Here is a 25,441-nt window from a genome sequence, read left to right as displayed (position 1 = left end):
CTATACATGTATATACCGAATTGGAGGAGATCGTCCGTGTCACATGCAAATCAATCGAACAAGTTGCCTGATATTAGAATTGTACAGGATCATCAAACTGCATTAGCTTCAGAGCCATCCGTCCAATGGGCGAAGCAAACCTTAATTGACACGTTGGAAAGTCGCGGAATGGTTGTCGCACTTGAACAAGTGGAGGCCGATCAATCCGCCAAGGTTCAAATTATCATTTCGGGTAATGATTCCCCGGCTGCAATCGAGACAGCAAGTGAGCTTGGGGTTGCTTTGCCGGAGGAAGCGGAATCGCTTGCGATCCTTGCCGCACAAGGGAACATCGTACTCACGGCACCTGATGGACGTGGGCTTGTGTACGCTCTCCTGGAACTGACGGATCGAATTCAGCATGCTTCCGGCGACATAGTCGGGGAATTGCTTGATGTTCATACGCTCATCGACAAACCGGCCAATGAGATTCGCAGCGTAACCCGCTTATTCGCTTGCGAGCCGGAAGATAAGCCTTGGTTTTATGATAAGTCGTTCTGGGATGAATATTTGACGGAATTGGCGACACAACGGTTTAACCGTTTCACCCTGTCTTTAGGAATGGGGTACGATTATGGCCACGATCCGAATGTACGCGACAATTATTTTTGCTTTGCATACCCGTTCTTGTTTGATGTACCGGGCTACGAGGTGAAAGTGCTTGAACTGTCTGAAGAGGAGAGAAGGCTTAACTTTGAAACGCTGCATTATATCGGCCAGGAAACTAAACGGCGTGGGATGCATTTTCAGCTTGGACTTTGGAATCATTCTTACCTATTTACGGACAGTCCGAATATGGACTATACGATCGCTGGTATCGACGAAAAGAATCATGCCCCCTATTGCCGTGATGCGATCAGCAAGCTGCTTAAGGAGTATACAGAGATCGACGGTTTGACCTTTCGCGTACATTATGAAGGCGGAATTCCAGAGCCTGCTTACGAATTTTGGCGCGTTGCTCTGGAAGGAACGAAAGATATAGGTCGCAGGGTAGAAATCGATATGCATGCAAAGGGCATTAATGACGAGCTGATCCAGATCGCACTTGACACCCGTCAGCCGATATTTATCTCGCCGAAATATTGGGCGGAGCATATGGGTCCAAGCTATCATCAGGCGGCTATCCGAGACAACGAATTCTCACTGCCGAAGAACCAGACAATGGATATGCAGGCCATTACCGCATGGTCGCGTCGATTTACACGGTACGGGTATGCCGATTATTTGCAGGATGATCGCAAAATAGGCATTTTGTTCCGGCTGTGGCCCGGCACCCAGAAGCTTCTATTGTGGGGTGACCCCGCTTTAGCTGCAGGCTATGGACGGCATTCTCATTTCAGTGGAACGCAAGGTATCGAGCTGTGCGAGCCTCTGACCTTCAAGGGACGCAAAGGTTCTGGCTCGGAGGGCGGACGGGAGCCTTATCTCGCTGAAGAGCTCAAGCTGCCGAACCGGGATTGGCTGAAGTATAAATATACATACCGGCTGTGGGGACGGCTGCTCTATAACCCGGAAACAAATCCTGACGTATGGCGCAGATATTTGCGTTTTGAATTCGGCGAGGCGGCGGACAGCTATGAATTAGCGCTTGCGCATGCCAGCCGCATCCTGCCTCTGGTTACTGCAGCTTATTGCCCATCCGCTGCGAACGTCGTGTACTGGCCCGAAATGCATACCAACCAGCCGATTGCCGATTCGGACCTTCCGTCGCCGTTTGGCTTCGATACGCCAAAACCGGGAACGTTCGGTGCAGCAAGCCCGCTGGATACCGCATTATTTTACCGGGTCGACGACTTTGCCGACGATATTACCCAAGGTTTCCGTCATGGCAAGTATTCTCCGCTCGAAACAGCGGATCGTTTGGAGTCCATGGCGACAACAGCCGCTCAATATTTGTCCAAAGCCGTAGAGCTGGCCGTGGAACCGCAAGCTGCAAATTTTCAGCGGTTTGTCACGGATACGCGAATGCTGGTCCATATTGGTCAGTTCTTCGCGAACAAATTCCGGGCAGCGTTAAGCTACGCTTTGTCCGAGCGTACCGGAGACACTACTGAACTGGAACGGGCGCTGGATTTTTACAAACTGGCCAGAGAGCATTGGGTCAAGGTCGTTGCGATTTCGCAGGATAAGTACAAGGCGGATATTTCGTTTGGCTATACGGGTCCGGTCAGAGGACACTGGGCGGACCGGCTGCCTGCAATCGAAGCGGATATCCAGGCTATGGAACGACAACTGCAAACAGCTCGTGTGGACGCCAGCCGGACGGTGGATACCGAAAAGCTGCAGGCTGCCATGAGAGTGCTGACCGCTTCCACTGTTGACCGCAGGCAGCTTTTCGTACATCAGATGCCGCCATATTTCACCAAAGGTGAGAAACTCGGAGTGGTGCTCGAGCTGCCGGGCGCATCCGATGGCCTGAAGGTAGTCCTACACTATCGGCACGCCAATCAAAGCGAGCATTACGTTGTTAGAGAAATGAATCGAGACGGTGTAAACTTTGCCACCGAGATTCCGGCAGCCTACACCGAGTCGCCTTTCGGCATACTCTACTTCTTTGAGGTGGTTGAAAGCGACAGCGGAGCCCGGCTTTATCCGGGTTTGAACGAGGACATCTCGAATCAGCCGTATTATTTCATCCAAAGCCGCTAATCCAATTCTCCAAGCTTCTCAGTATGTAGGTGCTGCGAAGCTTGTCATCACAAATCATGCACCACTTTAACGCATAATGGGAGGGATTCAGGTGAGTTCAAAGCAAACGAGTGGAAAAAAAGGCATTATTGACTGCGATGTCCATGTCTACCCTAAATCCAGGGAAGAGCTGAACAAGTATTTGCCTCAGCCTTGGAGAGACTGGTATCGTCCGTTAACCCGAGCCTACGGCAATATTCAGGGGAACCGTGCGGATGCCAAGCCGCCGAACGGCGGAGGGGCGGGAACCGATCCCGATTTTTTACGGGAACAGCTGATTGACGAGTACGGAGTCGATTACGCTATACTGCTACCTCGCGCGATGCTGAACAACCTGCCGGACCCTGATATGGCTTCCGCAGTAGCCGCTGCCTATAACGATTGGCTTGCCGATACATGGCTGGATAAATATAATCACGACGGCGTGTTCAAAGGCTCGCTGTATATCGCTACCCAGGATCCTCTCGGAGCGGCCAAGGAGATTGAGCGATGGGCTGGTCATCCCCATTTCGTACAGGTAATGACCGACTCCGGTGCAACGGCGCCCTTCGGTCAACGGCAGTATTATCCGATCTATGAAGCATGTGAAAAATATGGCTTTCCTCTGGCGATTCATCCTGGTACAGATGGGATGGGCATTAACCATCAGCCCACACCGGGCCATCCTACTCGCTACATTGAGTTTCATACCTGCTTGTCGCTTGCCTTCCAGGCACATCTGGTCAGTATGCTGACCGAAGGGGTTTTCGTGAAGTTTCCTAAATTCAAAATCGTGCTTGTCGAGGGAGGCGTTTCCTGGCTTGCGCCTTTAATGTGGCGGCTGGATGCAGAATACAAGGGACTCCGCTATGAAGTGCCTTGGCTTGAAAAGCGGCCGAGCGAATTTTTACGAGACCATGTGCGTTTTACGAGCCAGCCGATCGAGCGACCGGATGACGACAAATATTTGTTTGCGATGCTGGAAGCGATGGATGCCGAGCATATTCTAATGTTTGCCAGCGACTACCCGCATTGGGACTTCGATTCGCCGAGAAGAGCGTTTCCGAAGCTTCCGGACGAGCTTTACCGGCGAATCTTTTTTGAGAATGCGAAGGAGTTTTACAACCTTTAAACAGGAGGCTGCCGATCATGGAGCGATTCGTAGTATGTAAAACGACTGACATGCAGCCGGGAGAGCGAAAAATCGTTCAAGTCGGCGGAAGGTCTATTGGCGTATTTAACGCAAACGGGAAGTATTACGCTTTACGCAACAGTTGTCCGCATCAGGGAGCGCCTTTGTGTGTGGGCAGACTTACGGGGACAACGATGCCTTCGCAACCAGGCAGCTACCGTTACGGTCGCGAAGGTGAAATATTGGCCTGTCCTTGGCACGGGTGGGAGTTTGACGTCACCACGGGGAAATCGCTATTCAATCCCCATCAGTGCTTGGTCAAGAAATTCGATGTGGCCGTAGAGCCGCTGGAGGAGAGTCTTGAAACCTTCCCAGTGTCTGTGGAAGAGGAGCATGTTGTGCTATATGCCTAAAACATATGGAAGAGGTGTTTGGAGTTGAACGAGAACATGCTTCATGCTGTTTGGATCAACCTGTGACAGGGAGATAAGGAGGAGGAACATGGGATTCAACCTCATCGGGAGGCGAGTATTCAGCAGTCGGTCAGCATTGCTTCATCGCATGATCATGCTGACCTTGGCTGCTTCTATCCTGCCGACTTTAATTGTAGGCATCAGCAGTTATCTCTTCTCCACTTCTACTCTGCAGAATGAAGTCAATCGCGCCCATGTTCAATTGCTGGAGAATACTTCGGCCAGTATTGACCGGGATCTGCAAAATATGCAGGACAGCACATTGCAGATGTTATTTCATCCTCTTTTCGCGAATGAAGCCTTGCAGCGAGGTCTAAAGGAAAATGAATTTGAATTTAACTTGCAGGTCTCGCAGTTTTTTTCAACTTTTCAGTATAACCATAAACAAATTCTGGACATATCCATGTACATTGAAGACAATTATCTGCTATCTTCCTCTTACGGTTTATTTAAGGTTGCCCCGGTCTACGACCGCAACAGGCTTAACAATGCTATAGTTTCTACGAAGGAGCTACAATGGACCAACACTGTGTTTCACATCCGGGAGAACGATGAAGCTAGTGGCGTTACCTTTATTTGCAAGCTGCCTCTTCAAGCACCTAATCCAATCGGTTTAATGCTGGTCCGCATAGATCAGAGGTTGTTTCAGGATTCGCTCCAGCGCTCGACCGTATATCCAGGTCAGATGACGCTGATTGTCGACCAAGAAGGACAAACCGTTGCCGCCTCTTCCGCTTTTACTCTTCCTTCCGAACTGCTCGAAACGATTCGTCAAAGAAATATATCTGAACATAAGCTCAAATATAATTGGAACAACCGCGATTATCTGGTCACGACGTTAACGTCTCCCTATACCGGCTGGCAGTATATTGATTTGATCCCGACCCTGGAGTTAAATGCCAAATCGATGGGGATCGGTGTCATCACAGCAATCGTGCTGGTTGTCGTGCTTCTGCTCGCGCTTGTTCTCACACTTCTGGGTACGCAATGGATTTACCGGCCTATTGCCAACCTGATGAGTTATTTAAACCGGGAGGCTTCCTCAAGCAATGAAGAGGGAGAAGACGAAATGGGGTATATGAAACAAAGCTGGCAGGCTTTAAAGCATGAAACGAAGCAGCTACAGCATCAGTTATCCGTTCAACTGCCCATGCTCAGGGAATCATTTGTCATGCAGATGATGCTTGGGCATTATATGCATTACACCAAAGGTGAGCTGGAACAGTTGTTCATGCGGTACGAGCTTCCCCACCAAACCCAATTCGCGGTTTTTATTATGGCTTATGACAGTAGCGGCCCGGACAAAGGGAAATTTTTGGATCAGGACCGGGACCTCGTTATTTTTGCAATGAAAAATATCATCATGGATATGGTGCATACGAATGCTCGGGATTTTCTTGGAATTACAGTCAATTGCTTAAACGATCAGCTAGCTGTGCTGCTCTGGCATCATGCGGAAGCCGAAAATAAAGTCGATTATGAAACGATAGGGTTATGGGAGAATTCCGTGAAGGCATTCGTTGAGGAGCTCCGGAATGTATTAACCAATTATTTGCGGCTTCCGGTAACGGCAGGGCTCGGAGTAGGTACGAACGAGATCGGCAATCTTCCGCAGGTATATCGGCAAGCGCTTTCAGCGCTTACTTCGCGTCTCGTCGTTGGGGGAGAGCAGGTAATAGCTCCGGAAGAACCCTACGTCTATTTACGTAATTTTCAAAATATGGATGATTTGAACCGTTGGTTTCTCCAAAGTCTGATAATGCCAATTGTTCAGTTTGTACAAAATAAAACGATTGTAGAGCACGAGCAAATTATCGACAAAGTGACCGCTTTTATGCACGATAACTACTATCAGGATATTTCACAGGATCAGTGCGCTCGTAATTTCGGAGTCAGCCGTACCCATCTCAGCAAGCTATTCAAAAAATTCAAACACATCGGATTTAGCGATTATTTAACGCAGATCCGGGTCGAGAAGGCGAAGGACCTGCTTCGTGAAACCGATTTTCCCGTCTCTGATATTTCAGAGAAAGTAGGTTATCTCCATCCGCAAAACTTTATCCGTGTTTTTAAAAAGTTGGAAGGGATCACACCTGGTCAATTCCGCGAGGAACGCGAGTAGAGGAACTGACGTGTTGAAAACCCTCTATACAGCTGTGAGCAGAAAGCCCCAGCTATATAGGGGTTTTTTACTTAAGTAGGCGAATACTCGTTTTGTGACAGAGCTGGGAGGTCACAGAATGAGCATGCACAATTGGCTTATTGAGAATTACCGGAGCCCTCCCTAGAATACAGATTGCGGCATGGAAATTTAGCACGGATGGAGATCAGGATGGATAGATTTCATTTAAATTTGTGTAGAAAGGATGAGTGCATTGCCAGATCAACCTAGAAGCGCAGTTTCCGCCAATGATTTAAAGAAGCCACGACAGACGAGACAGGCAAGTAACCGCTTTCTGCTCTGGCTGAAGAGCTGGAAGCCGACATGGAAGCAGGAAAAGTATTTGTATGTTCTCGCGTTACCGGGACTGTTGTATTTCATTATTTTCAAGTACATCCCTTTATGGGGGCTGTCGCTTGCCTTTACCGAGTACTCTCCTTACCTGGGCTTGTTCAAAAGCGAGTGGGTCGGATTGAAGCATTTCCAAAGTTTTTTTGCCAATCCCGATTTTTGGCTGCTGTTCCGCAATACACTAGCAATCAGTTTCCTAAATATCACGTTATTTTTCCCGATGCCCATTATTATTGCATTGCTTCTGAACGAGTTGAAAAACGTAACCTTCAAAAAATGGGTGCAAACCGCCATTTATTTGCCTCATTTTTTATCGTGGGTCGTTATCGTCGGTATCTGCTTTCTAACCTTGAGCGGCAGCGGAATTATCAATAAGCTGGCCGTCGATTCGGGAGGGCAGGCCATCAACTTTTTAACGAATCCCCAAACATTTTGGGGCATGTTGACTGCACAGACGATTTGGAAAGAAACCGGCTGGGGAACAATTATATTCTTGGCCGCCTTGGCCAGCCTTAATCCTGAGCTATACGAAGCGGCAAAGATCGACGGAGCGAACAGGTGGAAGCAAATGCTGCATGTGACGATTCCGGGCATTAAAGGAACGGTGATTATCTTATTAATTCTCCGTCTGGGGCAGGTTCTGGATATCGGCTTTGAGCATATTTACTTGATGTCCAGCTCGGCTGTGACGGAGGTTGCGGATGTCTTCGACACTTACGCGTATCGGGTAGGGATTCAAAACGGCCGATTTAGCTTTGCGACCGCTGTCGGTATCTTCAAATCGGTGGTCGGCTTGATTCTTGTCCTATTGGCAAACCGTGCGGCTAAGAAGCTGGGAGAGGAGGGAGTGTACTAATGAAGATGCGCCTAGGCTCGCGTGTGTTTGACATTTTCAATTATGCGTTACTAGGACTGATTGCGTTAGCAACTTTGCTGCCGTTTCTTTATGTTATTCTCGTTTCATTTACCGATCCTATCGAATACCAGACCAGTCCCATCGTCATCATCCCCAAACATTGGAGCTTGGCCTCGTATGAGTTCATCCTATCAACACGGACCTTTTTGAACTCATTAAGCGTAAGTGCAATTCTGGCGCTTGTCGGCACAGCCTGCAGTCTCATATTGACAAGTGGACTAGCGTACACCTTATCCCGCAAAAAGTTCAGGCTGAAGCGGGTGTTCATGATCGGCATTTTGTTTACCATGCTGTTCAATCCGGGGATGATTCCGAACTATTTGCTGGTCAAGGAGCTGGGCTTAATCAATACCATATGGTCGCTTATTCTTCCGGTGCTTAGCAGTGCATGGTATGTCATTCTGATGAAAAGCTTTTACCAGGAAATTCCTGAGGAGTTGGAAGAGTCGGCCAAAATGGATGGCTGTACAGACGTCGGCGTATTTTTCCGGATTATGCTGCCTGTTTCCGTAACGGCGCTTGTCGCCTTCGGCTTATTTTTCGCCGTCGCTTATTGGAACACGTACTTTAATGCGGTGTTGTATATTAACAAAGATACGCTTCGACCTATGCAGGTCGTGCTGCAAGTGTTGCTTATTCAAGCATCAACACAGGTAGGCGACCCATCTGTTGCGCAAATGCTGCAGAGCGATCAGATGTTGCCTCCGGAAACGATAAAGATGTCGGCGGTCGTTGTGGCTTCCCTGCCGATTATCATTGTATACCCATTCTTGCAAAAATATTTTGTCAAAGGCATGATGGTCGGCTCTGTGAAAGGTTAAGTCCTGGAAGAGAGTGAGGTTTCCGAGGTATACCGGTTTGAGACGGGCGTTTCCATATTATAAGGAGGTCGTGAAGATGAACAAATGGTTAAAAAAGATGAATCTGGGAGCCGTTGCGGCGGTTGTGCTCCTTGCTGGCTGCAGCTCTCCGGAAGGAGCCTCCAATTCGGCAGGCGGTTCAGCGGGCAAACAGGAACCGACAGAGATCAATATGTTGACCACAACCTACAATTCAGCTCCCGGTAACGATCTGGACAGTTTGAAGCAAATCAACGAGAAATTTAATGTCAAAATCAATGTGACCTACGTTCCAGCTAATAATTATCAGGACAAATTGAACGTTATGCTGGCCTCGGGCGATCTTCCCGATGTGAGCCTGGTTTGGGACATCAATACGCAGACATTCGCCAACGCGACGAACCAGGGAGCATTCTGGGACTTAACGCCGTATATGAAGGATTATCCTAATTTGGCTGCTTATCCTGAACAAATTTATGGAAATGTCGCCTTTAAAGGGAAAACCATGGGGATTCCGCGTGTTCGCCCGATTGATGGGCACCAGTCTCTGCTCATCCGGCAGGATTGGTTAGATAAGCTGGGATTGAAGGCGCCAACAACAATGGATGAGTTTTATCAGGTTATGGAAGCCTTTACAAAAAATGATCCTGACGGTAACGGCAAAAACGATACGTACGGATTTGTCGGTCAAGGAACACCAACGTTATCCAATTATTTCTTATCGATGTTTGGTGCAGGTCTGCAGCATTACGTGGATGAAAACGGCCAGGTACAGCCTAGCTTCTTCAATCCCAAAATCAAGGATGCGATGGCCTTTTGGAACAAAGTGAACAAAGCAGGCATCATGGTACCCGATCTTCCTTTGCTGCAAACGAGCCAAACCCGTGATTTCATGACGCAAGGCAAAGTCGGTATGGGCTTTACCAATGTGTATGACGGCCATTTGTACACCGATGACTTGAAGAAGGTCAATCCGAACGCGGTTATCAAGCCTTATTTGTTCCCGGCAGCGCCTGACGGCAAGGTTTATATGGAAGCGGCACCAGGGTCGTTTGGTATTTTCATGATTAACAAAAAGGTCAGTGAACAAAAGCTGAAAAAAATTCTCGAAGTTTACAACTACACTGCAACGAGAGAAACGTACAATCTGGTTGCTTACGGAATCAAAGGTGTCGATTACAACGAGAACGAGGCAGGGGACATCACACAGACGGAGGAAGGCAAGAAGAAGGGGTACGCCTTCGACACTTCTGCGCAATGGGTATCGAGCTACTACGATAAATACGTAAAAGCGGATTTGCCGGGAATGACGCCGGAAACGAAGGCATACAACCACAATCTGGTAGACACGATTTCTACCGTGTCCGTCCCGAACCCGGCGCTGGGGCTTGTCACTCCGACGGCTTTGGAGAAAAGTGCGGATTGGAACAAAAAAATCAACGATATGATTACGAATGTCATTATAGGCAAAAACAGCTTTGAAGATTTTGATAAATTTGTCCAAAGCTTTAAAGACGACCCCTCGTATCAGAGGCATCTAAAGGAACTCAATGAATTGTACAAGGAAAAAACAGCGAAAAAATGAGGCGGAAAGGTGGGAAACCTCTTTTGTCTGCTAATTCTACAATCTAAGGAGGCATATAAGTATGGGAACAAGATTACAGGGCAAGGTAGCCGTTATCACAGGCTCGTCATCCGGCATCGGAAGAGCAAGCGCCGAGGTGTTCGCTGAAGAAGGAGCTCATGTCATTGTCAATGATGATGGTGGACGTGAAGGTTTGGGGCAGCAGGTTGCCGATGGCATCCATGCGAACGGAGGATCTGCCGTGTATGTTCAGGCGGATGTATTCAAAGGCGAAGAATTGAAGCGGTTGATTGATTATGCCTACGAAAAATTCGGCAAATTAGATATTTTGATGAACAATGCATACAGAGGGCACACCGATTCCGTAATAGACCATGAAGAAGCGGAATGGGACCGGGTATTTGCCTCTTCGGTTAAAGCCGTATTTCTGGGAAGTAAATATGCGCTGCCCGGCATGATTAAAGCGGGTGGCGGTTCCATTATTAATACCGCTTCGGTCCACGGCCTGCTCGGGGGAAGAAGGCACTCATCCTATGACGCTGCCAAAGCGGCGATCATTAATCTGACTCGCCAGATGGCGGTCGATTACGGGAAGTACGGCATTCGGTTCAACTCGATTTGTCCGGGCCGCATTGTGACGGAAGGGAAGATTGATTTCCTGGAAAAATATCCGGAGGAGGTTCGTCGGCAAAAGGCGGTCTATCTGCTGGGACGGCCGGGAACCATGCGCGAGGCCGGTCTGGCCGCACTGTTCCTGGCATCGGACGATTCTTCCTTCGTCACCGGCCATGCTCTGGTCGTAGACGGCGGCTTGACCGCTCAGCTCGCAGACAGTGTTTCCGAACCGCTAGAGGAAGGTCTTGGCCTTGCCCGCTTCAATTAAATATGCGTAAACAGGGAGAATATGTATGAATAAGCAGGCAGCGACTTTTGCTTATATCGGCACGCAAACCGACGGCAGCAGCAGCGAAGGGATTTATGTCTATCGGATGAATCCGTCGACCGGTGAATTGGACTATTCTAGCACGGCTGCAGCGGGAATCAATCCTACTTACTTGGCGATCCATCCTTCGAAACGGTATCTTTATGCAGCCAATACAATTGAAGGTGAGGGCTTGATCAGCTCCTTCTGCATTGATCCCTTCACGGGGCGGCTGACGCTTATGAACAGTCAGCCCTCCGGGGGCTCTAAGCCTGTTCATTTGCTTGTAAACGGGACGGGCAAATTCGTGCTTGCCGGTAATTTCGGCGACGGCAGCGTGTGTCTTCTTCCGATCCAAGCGGACGGCAGACTTGGAGCGATGACGGATTTCATCCGCCATACCGGCTCCAGCATCCATCCGACGCGTCAGCAGGGTCCTCGCGTTCATTCGGTCACGCTCGACCCAGCCAGCCAATATGCGGTTGCCGCTGAATATGGGGCTGATCAGCTGCGGGTTTATCGGCTGGATGGGGAACACGGGAAGCTGCTTGCGGCAGCCGTGCCGTCGATTGCCGTTGCAGAGGGCTCGGGACCTCGTCATACCGCCTTTCATCCCAATGAACGTTGGGCTTACGTAATCAATGAACTGGGCAATACGCTGATGAATTATGACTATGATCCGGTCCAAGGCATTCTTCTGCTTAGGGAGACGCATTCCACGTTGCCAGAAGGCTATGCAGGAACGAGCTTCTGCGCCGATGTTCATGTACATCCGGATGGCTCCTTTGTCTATGGCTCGAACCGTGGGCATAACAGCATTGTCATTTATGCGGTTGAGCCTGATACGGGCAGGCTCCGGCTTGTAGGCCATGAGCCGACTCTTGGCAGAGCGCCGCGAAGCTTCATCATCGATCCGACGGGACACTATCTGTATGCGGCGCACCAGGATACGGACAATATCGTTGCTTTTACTCTGGATCGTCAGACCGGTATGCTACGACCAGCCGGACACAGCATCAAGGTGCCGATGCCGGTATGTATCAAGATGATTTCGCTGCCATAATGAAGTGGTGCTGAGCCGGTTTACGGATCGGTACCGCTTTCCGAAGAATAAAATATTCGAAATTGTAAAAAAAGCCTCCTCAGAGAGGCTTTTTTGCTATGCACTCGGGAATAGGATCTATGGGCAGAATTGCAGCTGGCTGTGTTAAAATAAGGAAAAGTATGATGGGAGGCCCGTATAAGCATATGACGGAAGATTTTTATTGCAAAGAAGTATTAAGTGGTCGAACACCTGTACAAAAGGTATTAGAAACCGAAAATGTACTTGCTTATTACCATACTCGACCATTCTATCCCGTACACATTGTGACGATTCCGAAAAAGCATATTCCATCACTGGTTACGTTAGAGGAAGACGACGACGCTTTGCTAATCGAACTTATGAACATTGTTAAAAAGGTAGCATCTAATGTTGTTTCAGAACATGGTGCTTGTAGAGTAATAACCAATTTAGGTAAATATCAAGATTCAAAACATCTTCATTTTCATGTGGTTTTCGGACAACCTTTAAATAAGAATTGACTAAGCTTTTTAAAGTTTGGAGGAGTATATGAAGATCATTGATACCGTACTTTTTGACCTAGACCAAACATTGCTTGATAAAAACCGATCACTATTTAACTTTGCAAATTACCAATATGACCATTTCTCATTAGTCAGATTTAGTTCAGATAAGCAATGTTTTATTGATAAGTTCTCCGAACTAAACAATATGGTGATTCCTAAAGAGGAAGTTTATGAAAAGTTAGTATCCTATTTCAAAATTGAGAAGTACTTATACGATGAATTGCTTGATGATTTGAATGTAAACTTTCATATTCACTGTGTTGGATTTCCTGGGCTGCAAGAGATGCTTAAACGATTAAAGGAATGTGGGTATAAATTAGGAATAGTCACTAATGGTAGGGACTTTTATCAACGCAACAAAATTTCAGCTTTAGGAATATCTGATTATTTCGACACAATAGTTACTTCAGGTGCGGTAAATATTAAAAAACCAGACCACAAAATATTTAAAATTGCTTTAAAACATTTAAACTCTTCGAGTAATTGTTCAGTATTTATTGGAGATAGTCTTAAAGCTGATGTAATTCCAGCTAAGGAACTAGGGATGTTCACAATCTTAAAGAGTAATGACTTTTCGTATCCACAACCTGATGCAACGTGCACTAACTTAATGGAAATGCCCAACATTATTAATCATTTATCAACAAGGTGATACTTTAATAATCGAACAGATATTAGAACAATATTTGGGAGGATACATAGTAATGAAACGAAACAGATTAGGTACTTCGGAGCTCATGGTAGGCGAAGTGGGATTAGGCTGCATGTCGTTAGGCACAGATCACCAGCATGCAATCTCTATGATTCATGCAGCATTGGAACGTGGGGTGAACTTTCTAGATACGGCAGATTTGTACGATGAAGGTCTTAACGAAGAAATCGTAGGTGAAGCGATTCATGGTCGCAACCGTGGTGAACTCATTATAGCAACAAAAGTGGGAAATAGAAGAATTCCAGGCAGAGAGGGCTGGGTATGGGATGCATCCAAGGCGTACATACTCTCCGCAGTTAAAGAAAGCTTGAAACGGCTGCGTACTGATTATATTGATTTATATCAATTGCATGGTGGTACGCTTGCAGACCCGATCGACGAGACGATCGAAGCTTTTGAACAATTGAAGCGAGAGGGAGTCATTCGCTATTATGGTATATCCTCGATTCGTCCAAATGTCATTCGTGAATATACAAGCCGCTCATCGATTGTTAGTGTCATGAGTCAATATAGTTTATTAGATCGACGACCGGAGGAAGCGGTGCTACCTTTGCTTAACGAGCATTCAATCAGCATGATAGCTCGTGGTCCAGTGGCGAAAGGAATACTGTCGAATGGTGGGCAGCGACTTCAGGAAGGATACCTTGATTACACAGGAGAATCACTTTACACCCTTTATCCTAAATTGCTGAATTTAGCCGACTCAAATGGCCGTAATCTAAGTCAGCTTGCAATTCGCTATGCACTATCGCATCCTGCGGTTGCCGTGACTATCCCAGGAGCCAGCTCTCTAAACCAATTGTTGGAGAACATCGACGGCGCAGAGGCTTCTCCCCTAAGAGAAGAAGAGGTCATCCTGTTACAGAGATTGACCCGACCTAATAGGTATGAACAACATCGTTAAATGGTATAAATCACAACAATAGCTCCCCCAGCCCGTACCTGAGAGGAGTCAATTGAAGAACATTTATCTCATTAAGGGCCGCGCAAATCGCGGCTTTTATTATTTATGGGATGAAGTTCTTGTAAGTTGGCTCTTGGAAGTTTGAATCAGCATGATAAGGAAAAACTTAAATATTCCTTGACGGGAATATTCCGTAAATGGTATATTTTCTTCATAAGGAATGTATTACCAAATAGGAGGAGAAAACAAAATGAATCAAGAAGTTACGGCTTACATTGAAAATCTGCCAAAATGGCAGGGTGGGATCAGTTCGACCCTGCGAGACATGATCCATGAGACGATTCAGGAAGCCGAAGAACGCATTCAGTACAAGAAACCGCATTTTCTGAAAAATGGACATTATGCAGCGGTTATTTCGCCTTCAAAGGACGCCATTGCGTTCATGATCATGAATGCAAACGGTATTGACTTTCCGAAGGGATTCGAAGGACCTTCCGAACGGAAGTGGATAAAATTGCGGGAAGGCGACACTCCGGATCTTGACCTTCTGTCAGGCCTTCTGAAGCAAGCCTCCAGTACACTGTAACTGAAATCATCGGGAGGGGCCAATGAATACGACAACCTTGAACGCGCTCGCGGAACCCAACCGATTGCAGATCATCGAACTGTTGCGCGAAGGTTCACTTACGGTCGGGGAAATTGCGGATCGGTTGCACCTTCGTCAACCCCAGGCATCCAAACATCTGAAAATCTTGAGTGAAGCTGGTCTTGTCGAAGTACGTGCGGACGCCAATCGTCGAATCTACCGATTGCGCCCGGAACCTTTAATGGAAATGGATGAATGGCTCGGATCGTTTCGCGGCATGTGGGAACAACGTTTTGACCGTCTTTCCGATTATCTCAATCATTTGAAAAGATCAGGTTCGTCCCTAAACCCTAAGGAGGAAATCTAATGAACATCCAACAAGGACTTTTATTGAAACGTGAGTTTAAAGCTCCTCGAGAACTGGTATTTAAGGTGTGGACCGATCCGACGCATTTTGGCAATTGGTGGGGACCCAAGGGTTTCTCACTTGAAGTGGCAAAGATGGATGTCCGTCCAGGCGGAATGTTCATTGGCTGTCAGAAGTCTCCAGATGGGCAGCATGCCATGTGGGGCAAGTTCGTTTACCAGGAAGTGCAGGCGCCAGAGAAACTGGTATGGGTCCAATCCTTTTCCGATGAAAAAGGGAACACCATTCGCGCCCCATTCAATCCGAACTGGCCGCTTGAGATTCTGAATATTCTAACGCTGGAAGAAAACGAGGGAACGACGGTTTTGACACTGCAGGGTGGACCGCTCAATGCCTCTACGGAGGAACAGGAAGCATTCGACGCGATGGCACCGATGGTTGCACAAGGGTTCGAAGGCACGTTCGAGCAACTTGCCAATTACTTGGCTAGCCAACTGTAAGCCGATACTAAACAGTGCGACGGAAGCCTCGGGGGAATTACTCCGAGGCTTTTTCATTTGCCTAGAGATATAGCAGAATCTACCTAACCGGCAGACGTTTGGAATTTTCATGATCGACTTATCGTATGAGTAGTCTGAATGGTTTTACCGAAATTCCTCCAGTGGACCGAGAAATTATTGAGTATTTTATTCTTTATTTTATCTCAACAATTACTTTAAATAAGATGTGATATGATCGTTTTACTTTCACATTGAAGGAGGCGTAGCAGTTTTGAGTAAAGAAGGTTCCAGGACGAATATTGGATTTATCGAATCTGGCTCTTACCCTATCAGGAATGGTAATAGGGTTCGCCCTTTAGTGGATAGCGCCCCTACCTTCCGGCGCATTTGTGAAGCCATTGAAGAGGCGCAGCACAGTATCTGGTTAACGATTACATTCATGGACCCAGATTTTCAGATGCCAGGCGATCGCGGCACTTTGTTCGATGTGTTGGACCACGCAGTAGAGCGAGGGTTGGACGTTCGGATTATTTTCTGGCGTCCAAATCCTGAGAGCAGTGGGTATGGTCAAGCCTTTCCGGGAACTGACACTGACCGTGAAATGCTCGCTGCTCGGGGATCGCGCTTTCGCATCAGATGGGACAGGGCTCAAGGTAAGTATTGCCAACACCAAAAAACTTGGCTTATGGATGCCGGACATGAATCTGAGACGTCATTCGTCGGTGGGATCAATCCGACGTTCAAGGCTTTTGAACCCGGCCATAGTGGTGAAGGACATCGGCACGATGTTTATGTCGAGGTGACGGGTCCTTCAGCTACCGATGTCCATCACAATTTCGTTCAAAGATGGAACGAGGCCAGCGAGCGATTTAAGGTAGATGGTGTTTGGAACCATAACGGGGAGGATGAACTGTTATTCCCGACACGCGTATCCACTCCGCGAGGAAACACGCAAGTGCAGATTCAAAGACAAGTATATCCGGGTCGTTACAGCGGTAGTAATCCTACTCCAGAAGGATCTCCTTACGATATAGCAAAGGGGGAACGAACTGTATTAGAGCAATACAAACAGGCTATCGACGCAGCACAGTGTTCCATTTACCTTGAAAATCAGGCTTTACCAGTTCTGGAGATCGTGGAGAGATTGGAGGAAGCTCTTAGGCGCGGCGTGGACGTCGTTCTCCTCGCTCCCGATCCCGAATCCTATGTTCTTGCATTCAGCGGAATGGATATAAAAAAGTTTTTCGGGCAAGTAGAGAGACTCTGCCAATATGAGAATTTCACTCTAGTTGGTATTGCTGGACCGAATGGACAGGGAAGGAGGAGTAATATTTACATCCATGCCAAGATTATGCTCATTGACGACTCTTGGGCAACAATAGGTTCTTGTAATCTACACTCGAATTCACTTTATGGTCATACTGAGATGAATGCATCATTCTGGGACCTTAGTGTAGTGAGTTCACTTCGTTGTCAACTTCTATCTGAACATTTGGGGGAAGACACCCAGCAGTTGGACGATCGTGAGGCGCTAAGACTTTACCGGAACATCGCTCGCGAAAACCAGCTTAGACGAGAAAAAGGCAACTTCGAGTGGAAAGGTCTTGCCTATCATATGGACTCCACGAATTATGAGGAATTGCAAATTGTGAATAAGGATAGGCCCATTAGAAGATCATGATTCGTGAACGCCTTTTATCACACGATCAGCTGCCGTTGAAGAACGGTAGGGTAATATAACTAAATAGCGAATAGATAATCTTTGAATACCGAAGAGGGGGAAACCGAAATGAAGACGATCAAGTGCATGATGGACCACCTGTACTGGGCGGATGGACGCATCTTGGAGGCGCTCGAGGAGAGTGAAACGAAGAACAAGGACCTTCTAAAACTGGTTCGGCACGTAGCGGTAGGAGAACGAGTCTGGCTGTCCCGACTGCAGGGCAAGGGCAGCGCGCAATATTCGTTGTGGGAGGAAGCGGAAGACCTGATGTCGATCCAGACGATGTTCGAAGAAAACGCCCAGCAATATCGCGTCTATATCGAAGGGCTCGAGGAATCCGAGTTGGACGAGATGATCGACTATGCGAACCAGAGTGGGGTTCCGTTCCGAACGTCTGTCAGGGACATCCTGTTGCAGGTGCTCTTACATGGGCAATATCACCGGGGACAGATCAACCGGGCACTTCGGATCGAATCGGCAGAGCCTGTCCAAATCGATTACATCACGTTCGCGAGGCTCTAACAAGCTTGAAATATGTTGATTAAGGTGAGTCCATGGAGTGGTGAACTATAGTTGAATAAAGGACAGTGGCAGTCTAAGACTTTATTTTTTTAAGTCTTGGTCAGCCGCTGTTTCATTTTTTGGTCTATTGCTGGATCGGGAGCTTATGCTGCAACCTAAGCTGCTTTGAACATGATTTCCGATACAGCACGCGGGCATCTGCCGATGTCTTCCAAACAACTGCTTGGGGCTATCATTCGGCAGCCCTTTTTACATTGGAATTAATTTTCTTCCATTAAATGATCTCGACCGATGAATCCATGGAAGCTTATGAAGTTAAGCTAATTTTGCAACTTTAAGAAGTTACCTTCCGTCTATTTAATAGGCTTAAATTTACTATTGTGGATGAAGGAGGTAATTGGTGAATGGGGAATATGGGAAGAGATCTGCACACAGATATTGTAATTATAGGCGGAGGAGTAGGAGGGTGCGCTGCAGCTCTAGCTGCCTGTAGGATGGGGAAAAATGTGTACATGACCGATGAGTACGACTGGATCGGCGGTCAGCTGACGAGTCAGGCAGTGCCGCCTGACGAGCATAAATGGATTGAGCAATTCGGCTGTACGCGAAGCTATCGCAAGTTCCGCGACGAAGTCAGAGAGTACTACGGTCAACACTATCCGTTATCAGAGTATGGGCGTTCGGCCTACTATTTGAATCCAGGAAATGGTGGGGTTAGCCGGCTGTGCGCCGAACCACGCGTCACGCATGCCGTATTGCAGCAGATGCTCGCGCCTTTCATTAACAGCGGGAAGCTTACCATCCATACACGTTGTAAAATCGTAAAAGCACATAGACATGGAAGCGAGATCCAAGCAGTTACTGTCAAACGCGAAAACGGGGAGAAGCTGACTGTTCATGCACCTTATTTTCTTGATGCAACGGAATGCGGGGATGTATTGCCACTTGCGTATGTGGAATACGTAATAGGGGCAGAATCGAAGTCGGAAACAAACGAGCCTCATGCCTTGGAGGGTCCCCCAGATCCTCAAGATATACAGGCTTTTACTTACTGCTTTGCGATGGATTACATCGAAGGTGAGAATCATGTCATAGATAAACCCAACGATTACGAGTTCTGGCGCTCTTTTCAAGCACCGTTTTGGCCGAATCCGCAGTTGAATTGGGTGTCGCCTGATCCCAAGACGCTGGAACCAACAGAAGAAACGCTTTTTCCCGGTACGGATAAATATCCTTTATTTATCTATCGCCGGATTGTGGATAGAGCGAACTTCGCAACTGGGACATACCCGTCAGATATTTCGTTAGTCAATTGGGCGCAGAACGACTACTTTCTTGGCAATGTTTACGATGTACCTGAGCAGTTGGCCGAAAAGCATCTGCATCAAGCGAAACAACTGAGCTTATCCTTGTTATACTGGCTGCAGACGGAAGCTCCTCGGCCTGACGGGGGAGTGGGGTATCCGGGGCTAAGGCTGCGTCCGGACGTCGTCGGGACCGCTGATGGCATGGCCCAGGCGCCGTATATTCGGGAATCGCGTAGGATCAAAGCGGAGTTTACGGTTTTAGAACAGCATGTAAGCACAGCCATACGAGGCGATCAAGGGGCAGTAGAGTTTCCGGACAGCGTAGGCATTGGTTGTTACCGGATCGATTTGCATCCGAGTATGAAGGGACGGAATTTCCTCGATATTTCTTCGTTGCCTTTTCAGATTCCATTAGGGAGTCTGATTCCCAAACAGGTTACCAACTTGCTAGCTGCCTGCAAAAATATAGGAACAACCCATATTACCAATGGCTGCTACAGGCTTCACCCCGTTGAATGGAATATCGGGGAGTCCGCAGGCTATACAGCTGCTTTTTGTTTGGATCAAGGCATGTCCCCTAGTAGTGTTCGCGCTGACGCAGCAAAGCTCAAAGAACTTCAAGCTATACTGACGGCGAACGGCATCGAACTGGCATGGCCTAAGATTGGAGCTGTATAACCTATCATTCAGGCATATACATGTGTCGTAGAAAATTAGTGATGATATCCATCTCAACGCTTCAACTAAAGTTAACATGAAAATGAAAACTTTGGAATGAATACCGAGTATAACCAATGTACAGGTTTAACTTGAGAGAATGGATAGGAGTGTGATCCAATGAGCTGGAAAAAAGCAGCCATTGCGGCTGTAGTTGGAGCGCAGGTCATCATGGCGAGTGCTTTCGAAGCATCAGCGGAAGGGGCAACTGTTGTTTGGAAGCCCATTCCTAGTGTGCAGCCGGAGTTTCAGCATGAAATGTTCCCTTCGGATGTACCCGAGTCAGGTAGAGTGCCTGCCGTTATTCGGTTGCTGAGCAATATCCCTTATTATGACAAATATGAGGATTCCGGTGGTCCACCTCAGGGCTATCTGGCTCCTCAGGAGGTGCAAGTAGTCAAGGCAGGCATGCCATGGTCGGACACGAATAATTGGTGGAAAGTCAAAACCTGGCTTGGTGATAAGTGGATCAATGTACCTTCAAAATCGTTAGACGTCGCTCCTCCGAAGCAAGTATCACTGCTGGACAATACGCTGATGTACGCCAACCCGAATACCAATTCACCATCAACGGGTTCATTGTCACCGCAGGATGTCGAAGTGGTCGCTGCTACAAAAAGATGGTTTGTTGCCGATAACTTCGATTACAGCACGATGGCATGGCTGCAGATTCATACGACCTGGCTCGGTGATCAATGGATTCGAATTCCCCTTAATCGTATTGGTACGCTGCGCAGCGTTGTGCCGGAGAAAGAATATTTCTTGAACGAAAGCAGCATGCCGCAAGGTGTTGGGCAAATAACTGCAGAGTTTATTTCGCCATTCAACAATACGGCCTACCGTGTGGAGACAGTGAGCGGTGTTCAATGGATGTTTTACCGAGGTGCGAAGATAGAAGAGTCCCAAGAAAGCTTGGAGCTGGAAACGCGAACAACGCTTTTTGCACAACCATATTCTTATGGGGAAGAGGTGGCAATTCTTCAGCCACAGAACGTGGACGTTTTCGAGCGAATTAACAACAATCCATATGGGAATTCACCGGATGAACCAATCTGGTATCATGTTCATACTTCGGCAGGGGATGGTTGGGTGAATAAACAGTTTGCCGATCCTATTGCTGCCAAACCGACAGACGTGGCCATTGAATTGAAATCCAATGCACAGCTGATGAACTACCCCTCAGGTAACTGGTATAAATACGCGCAAGCGTCGCCTCAAACTATTCACCCGATTCGTTATTGGGATGATACGGTAGGAAACCGTTGGTACCAAATCGATTCTTATGTCGGGCTTGTCTGGTTGAAATTAAATCCATATTCCGATCATATTGTGGGTGAAGGATTTGATCCGGCTATAGACATGTCCTTCTACACCTTGTACTACAACAGTGCGAAGATTGATGGCGACGAGCTTAAGTTTCAAGATCGACAAGTGGGATATATGCGCGATAACGCTTGGTATGTATCCATTCCCTTTCTATCTGAAGGTTTCCGTTACGATAAAAGTGAGTCAGGCGGTTGGACTACATACCAGAGCAGCAGGTTTGGTAATGGCTTCCGCATTCAGGCTGGTTCATTGCAGGCGACAACGCTTTGGAACGATAAAGAGGTTCAGAAGGTGAGCTTGACCGCAGCACCACAGGTCTCGTCAAACGGAGAGATATATCTGAACGAAGCCGATGTACGGAACTTGTTCGGTTCACTTATAGCTAACGTTGATAACTCCCTTACCTTCACCCTTCAGGCGTATAATGTGACTGCTCTTGCTATTCCCACTTCAGTCGATTCAGATCATATGGAACTTAATGTAGCCTTTAGGGACAGCACCCAGCAGATCCCAGTCAATGCTTCACCTGAGTTAAGACCCAAGTTGACTGTAGAAGAGATCGGAGCACCAACAGATGAGGCCATCCATACCTACTCAAAATGGATTGCACCAATTCAGTGGGATATGGCTTTCTTCCAATACAAAGCCGCCAAGCCGCTGAAGGTCGGGCAGAACCAGCTGCGGGCTAGGCTTGAGATTGGCGGTAGGGTTTTATGGCAACAAGAATTCACGATTTTGAGGACGAAATAGATTGAACACGAGAGTGAGCGGTAAATGAAGTGGAACAGGTGAGCGAAAAAGGCTATCTCAAAAGTCATCCAATGACTAAGGGAGAGTCTTTTTTTTGTTTTGGGAGCGCTCCCTTAGATAAATGGGAAATACTACCGCTATTTATTTGAGTACCACAGCTACTGGATGAATAAATGGAATTTCTGCAGTTAATGGGGACAATTGAGCCAGGAAGTAGGGGAGTTGGAGTGGATTAACGGTATAATTTCCAGTTATTTGTATTTATAATTGCAGCACCTTCGTCTCCAAATCTATTTATAATATCCATCCATGCTACCATTTCATTGATCCTCGCGTATATGAGCGGAGGCAAGAATAAGAATGCGGATTCCGTTCCTCAAGGGGTGCACCTTTAAAGGCAATGAGGAACTCCGATTTCGTGAATAAGGTGTTTTGTTCTTATGTATGGATCAAGAATAGGCTGCTCGCATTATGGCAAACTAAGAAAAACAAAAAGGAGAGATTCCCTTGCGAAGAACGATAGCTGATTCCATTGTTGAATCCCTACTAAACGCCGGCGTGACGCGAATTTACGGCATTATCGGCGATTCGCTGAATGCCTTGCTCGATGCGATCCGTCGTTCAGGAAAAATAGAGTGGATTCATGTCCGCCACGAAGAGGTTGCAGCGTTCGCGGCGGGTGCTGATGCTGCCCTGAGCGGAGGAATCGCCGTATGTGCAGGTAGCAGCGGACCAGGTAATCTGCATCTCATTAACGGATTATACGATTGCCATCGAAACCGGGTGCCAGTACTTGCGATTGCCGCTCACATACCTAGCAGTGAAATCGGCAGCGGCTTTTTTCAAGAGACCCGTCCGGACATGTTGTTTCAAGAATGCAGCTTTTTTTGTGAGGTCATAACCGGTCCGAGGCAAATGCCTAGAGCGGTTTCGATGGCCATGCAAACCGCGACGGCAAGGTCGGGAGTTTCTGTCTTAGTGCTTCCGGGTGATGTAGCCGCTTTCGAATACGACGAAAGCCCCGTTCCGGAACGCATTATCCATGCCACACGGCCGATTGTCTGCCCATCTGCAGACGAATTGAAGACGCTTGCCGACTACTTAAACAAAGGCAATAGGATCACCTTGCTGTGCGGTGCCGGTTGCGTGGGAGCTCATGCTTCACTCATGAAGTTGTGCGAGAAACTACAATCCCCGATGGTCATAGCGCTGCGAGGAAAAGAATACCTGGAATACGACAACCCGTATTCCGTTGGATTAACCGGCCTTATCGGATATTCTTCCGGATACCACGCCATGATGGAATGCGATGTCTTACTCATGCTGGGTACCGATTTTCCATACCGGCAATTTTATCCGCAAGAAGCGACTATCCTTCAAGTTGATTTGGATCCATCCCGACTAGGCCGGCGAACGACGCTAGCATATGGCTTGTGCGGAGACGTGAAGACGACGGTCGAAATGTTAATACCCTTGTTAAACGAATCGCACTCCCCTGATCATCTGCAGCAATTTGCTGCACATTATGCCAAAGTCCGAGAGGAATTGGACAATCTTGCTGCACCAGGCCGAGCGCCTATTCATCCGCAATTCCTCATGAAGGTAATCAGTGATCTCGCAGATGAGGATGCTGTTTTGACTTGCGATGTTGGGACGCCAACAGTTTGGGCTGCCAGATACTTGAATATGAATGGAAAAAGAAGGCTTCTGGGCTCGTTTAACCACGGGACAATGGCGAACGCCATGCCCCAGGCGATTGGGGCCCAGGTTGCGCAGCCAGGGCGCCAGGTCATTTCGCTGTCGGGGGACGGGGGACTCACCATGCTGCTCGGAGATCTATTGACCCTGCGTCAGCATAAGCTCCCGATCAAGATTGTTGTCTTTAATAATGGCGCGCTTGCATTCGTGGAATTGGAGATGAAAGCGGCCGGTTTTTTGGAATTTGGGACCGAACTCGACAATCCCAATTTTGCGGCCATGGCTCAAGCGATGGGAATCGAAGGAATTCGGGTCGAGGATCCGAATGACTTGGAAAGCGCTGTTCGCCGAGCGTTCGAACACAACGGTCCGGTTTTGCTGGACGTTATCGTCAATCGTCAGGAGCTGGCTATGCCGCCGAAGATCAACTTCGAGCAGGCGCGCGGATTTACGATGTGGATGCTGAAAGCTGTTTTGAACGGACAAGGTAACGAAATCATCGAACTGGCGAAAACCAATCTCCTTCGGTAAAAAATAGCCCCCATCTGATTTCTCAGGTGGGGGCTATTTAGGTTGGTTTGAGCCAACAGTTTTCGCAATGTCGGCATGTAATTGGACTCAAAACACCCAAGACCTCGGTTTAATACGGATGACCGGGGTGTTTGATTTGTCCTATTATCTCATTAGGCTAATTATTCCATTTACAATTGACTCTAAGTCATTTATTATTGACTCAGAGTCATTGACTAATAGTCAATAATGATCACCGTTAAATAATGGAGGAATATGTCATGATCAAAAAAGTTATTTTAATCACAGGCGCATCATCTGGTATTGGTAAAGAAACTGCCAAGAAGCTACTGTCCGAAGGTCATATTGTCTATGCTGCAGCAAGAAGGCTCGATCAAATGCAGGACCTGCACGAAGTGGGGGCGATTATCGTGCAATTGGATATTTCGAAAGAGGAAGAGATTAAAGCTTGTATGGACAAAATCATCAGTGAGCAGGGAAGAATTGACGTACTATTCAATAACGCCGGATTCGGCCTTTACGGGAGTGTTGAGGAAGTTAGCCTCGATGATGCGAGATACCAGTTTGAAGTAAATCTATTCGGTCTTGCCAGAATGACCCAGCTTGTCGTGCCTTATATGAGGGAGCAGCGAAACGGAAAAATCATTAATACCTCCTCTGTCGGGGGGAAGATTTATACACCGCTTGGCGCATGGTACCATGCGAGCAAACATGCACTGGAGGGATGGTCTGATTGCTTGAGACTCGAACTGCAGCCGTTTGGGATAGATGTCATCATCCTTGAGCCGGGAATTATTGAGACCTCATTCGGAAATGTGATGAGCGAACCGATGATGAGAAATTCTGGGAACGGACCGTATAGGGATTTGGCAAAAAAAATCGCGAATACAACACGAAAATCTTATCAAGCAGGAGGCGGGTCACCCGCTGACTTAGTGGCGAATATCGTTGCGAAATCCATTGCAACAAACAATCCCAAAATCAGATACTCCGTCGGTAAACTGGCAAAACCATTGATCATGTTGAGAAAATGGATCAGCGACAGGAATTTCGATAGACTCATTATGAGTCAGATGAAATAAAA

General features: G+C 47.5%; 21 protein-coding genes. All 21 read left to right on the top strand.

What is annotated here, in order from left to right; translation table 11 throughout:
- Positions 1-36 precede the first annotated feature (36 nt).
- Positions 37-2,688 (top strand): hypothetical protein, encoded by a 2,652-nt coding sequence (locus AC58VC_RS06775; protein ID WP_497368080.1) that lies wholly within the window; start codon positions 37-39, stop codon positions 2,686-2,688.
- A gap of 91 nt (positions 2,689-2,779) precedes the next feature.
- The gene (locus AC58VC_RS06770) at positions 2,780-3,838 is read left to right on the top strand and encodes an amidohydrolase family protein (RefSeq protein WP_497368079.1); all 1,059 of its coding nucleotides are present in this window, start codon (positions 2,780-2,782) and stop codon (positions 3,836-3,838) included.
- A 17-nt stretch (positions 3,839-3,855) separates the two neighbouring features.
- Complete coding sequence (locus AC58VC_RS06765; RefSeq protein ID WP_497368078.1) at positions 3,856-4,251, top strand: Rieske (2Fe-2S) protein; 396 nt, start codon at positions 3,856-3,858, stop codon at positions 4,249-4,251.
- A gap of 88 nt (positions 4,252-4,339) precedes the next feature.
- Entirely contained in the window at positions 4,340-6,433 is a 2,094-nt protein-coding gene (locus AC58VC_RS06760) for an AraC family transcriptional regulator (protein ID WP_497368077.1), read from the top strand.
- 244 nt (positions 6,434-6,677) lie between these two features.
- Positions 6,678-7,679 (top strand): ABC transporter permease, encoded by a 1,002-nt coding sequence (locus tag AC58VC_RS06755; protein WP_497368076.1) that lies wholly within the window; start codon positions 6,678-6,680, stop codon positions 7,677-7,679.
- Entirely contained in the window at positions 7,679-8,560 is an 882-nt protein-coding gene (locus AC58VC_RS06750) for a carbohydrate ABC transporter permease (protein WP_497368075.1), read from the top strand. Before AC58VC_RS06755 ends, AC58VC_RS06750 begins: the two co-directional genes overlap by 1 nt.
- Positions 8,561-8,636: 76 nt before the next feature.
- A complete protein-coding gene (locus tag AC58VC_RS06745) occupies positions 8,637-10,163 on the top strand; it encodes an extracellular solute-binding protein (protein ID WP_497368074.1) in 1,527 nt (508 codons plus the stop codon).
- A 61-nt stretch (positions 10,164-10,224) separates the two neighbouring features.
- Complete coding sequence (locus AC58VC_RS06740) at positions 10,225-11,046, top strand: SDR family NAD(P)-dependent oxidoreductase (protein ID WP_497368073.1); 822 nt, start codon at positions 10,225-10,227, stop codon at positions 11,044-11,046.
- A gap of 25 nt (positions 11,047-11,071) precedes the next feature.
- Positions 11,072-12,148, top strand: coding sequence for a lactonase family protein (locus AC58VC_RS06735; protein ID WP_497368072.1), 1,077 nt, complete (start codon positions 11,072-11,074; stop codon positions 12,146-12,148).
- A 185-nt stretch (positions 12,149-12,333) separates the two neighbouring features.
- Positions 12,334-12,669: an HIT domain-containing protein gene (locus AC58VC_RS06730; protein ID WP_497368983.1), complete on the top strand. Its 336-nt coding sequence runs from the start codon at positions 12,334-12,336 to the stop codon at positions 12,667-12,669.
- A gap of 28 nt (positions 12,670-12,697) precedes the next feature.
- Positions 12,698-13,366 (top strand): HAD family hydrolase, encoded by a 669-nt coding sequence (locus AC58VC_RS06725; protein WP_497368071.1) that lies wholly within the window; start codon positions 12,698-12,700, stop codon positions 13,364-13,366.
- A gap of 52 nt (positions 13,367-13,418) precedes the next feature.
- Positions 13,419-14,330, top strand: a complete 912-nt coding sequence (locus AC58VC_RS06720) for an aldo/keto reductase (RefSeq protein ID WP_497368070.1) — start codon at positions 13,419-13,421, stop codon at positions 14,328-14,330.
- A 250-nt stretch (positions 14,331-14,580) separates the two neighbouring features.
- Entirely contained in the window at positions 14,581-14,916 is a 336-nt protein-coding gene (locus AC58VC_RS06715; RefSeq protein ID WP_497368069.1) for a DUF1801 domain-containing protein, read from the top strand.
- Positions 14,917-14,938: 22 nt separating this feature from the next.
- A complete protein-coding gene (locus tag AC58VC_RS06710; RefSeq protein WP_497368068.1) occupies positions 14,939-15,283 on the top strand; it encodes an ArsR/SmtB family transcription factor in 345 nt (114 codons plus the stop codon).
- On the top strand, positions 15,283-15,783 hold the full coding sequence (locus tag AC58VC_RS06705; protein WP_497368067.1) for an SRPBCC family protein: 501 nt from the start codon (positions 15,283-15,285) through the stop codon (positions 15,781-15,783). Before AC58VC_RS06710 ends, AC58VC_RS06705 begins: the two co-directional genes overlap by 1 nt.
- A gap of 271 nt (positions 15,784-16,054) precedes the next feature.
- A complete protein-coding gene (locus AC58VC_RS06700; RefSeq protein ID WP_497368066.1) occupies positions 16,055-17,464 on the top strand; it encodes a phospholipase D-like domain-containing protein in 1,410 nt (469 codons plus the stop codon).
- A 108-nt stretch (positions 17,465-17,572) separates the two neighbouring features.
- Positions 17,573-18,028, top strand: coding sequence for a DinB family protein (locus tag AC58VC_RS06695; protein ID WP_497368065.1), 456 nt, complete (start codon positions 17,573-17,575; stop codon positions 18,026-18,028).
- A 413-nt stretch (positions 18,029-18,441) separates the two neighbouring features.
- Positions 18,442-20,013, top strand: a complete 1,572-nt coding sequence (locus tag AC58VC_RS06690; protein ID WP_497368982.1) for an FAD-dependent oxidoreductase — start codon at positions 18,442-18,444, stop codon at positions 20,011-20,013.
- A 159-nt stretch (positions 20,014-20,172) separates the two neighbouring features.
- On the top strand, positions 20,173-22,128 hold the full coding sequence (locus AC58VC_RS06685) for a hypothetical protein (protein WP_497368064.1): 1,956 nt from the start codon (positions 20,173-20,175) through the stop codon (positions 22,126-22,128).
- Positions 22,129-22,635: 507 nt separating this feature from the next.
- The gene (poxB, locus tag AC58VC_RS06680; RefSeq protein ID WP_497368063.1) at positions 22,636-24,357 is read left to right on the top strand and encodes a ubiquinone-dependent pyruvate dehydrogenase; all 1,722 of its coding nucleotides are present in this window, start codon (positions 22,636-22,638) and stop codon (positions 24,355-24,357) included.
- 260 nt (positions 24,358-24,617) lie between these two features.
- Complete coding sequence (locus AC58VC_RS06675) at positions 24,618-25,439, top strand: oxidoreductase (RefSeq protein WP_497368062.1); 822 nt, start codon at positions 24,618-24,620, stop codon at positions 25,437-25,439.
- Positions 25,440-25,441: the final 2 nt, after the last annotated feature.

It is taken from the genome of Paenibacillus sp. J22R67, from assembly GCF_059692175.1.
The sequence above is the reverse complement of the archived record's forward strand: the minus strand, read 5'-3'. Positions and strand labels throughout refer to the sequence as shown.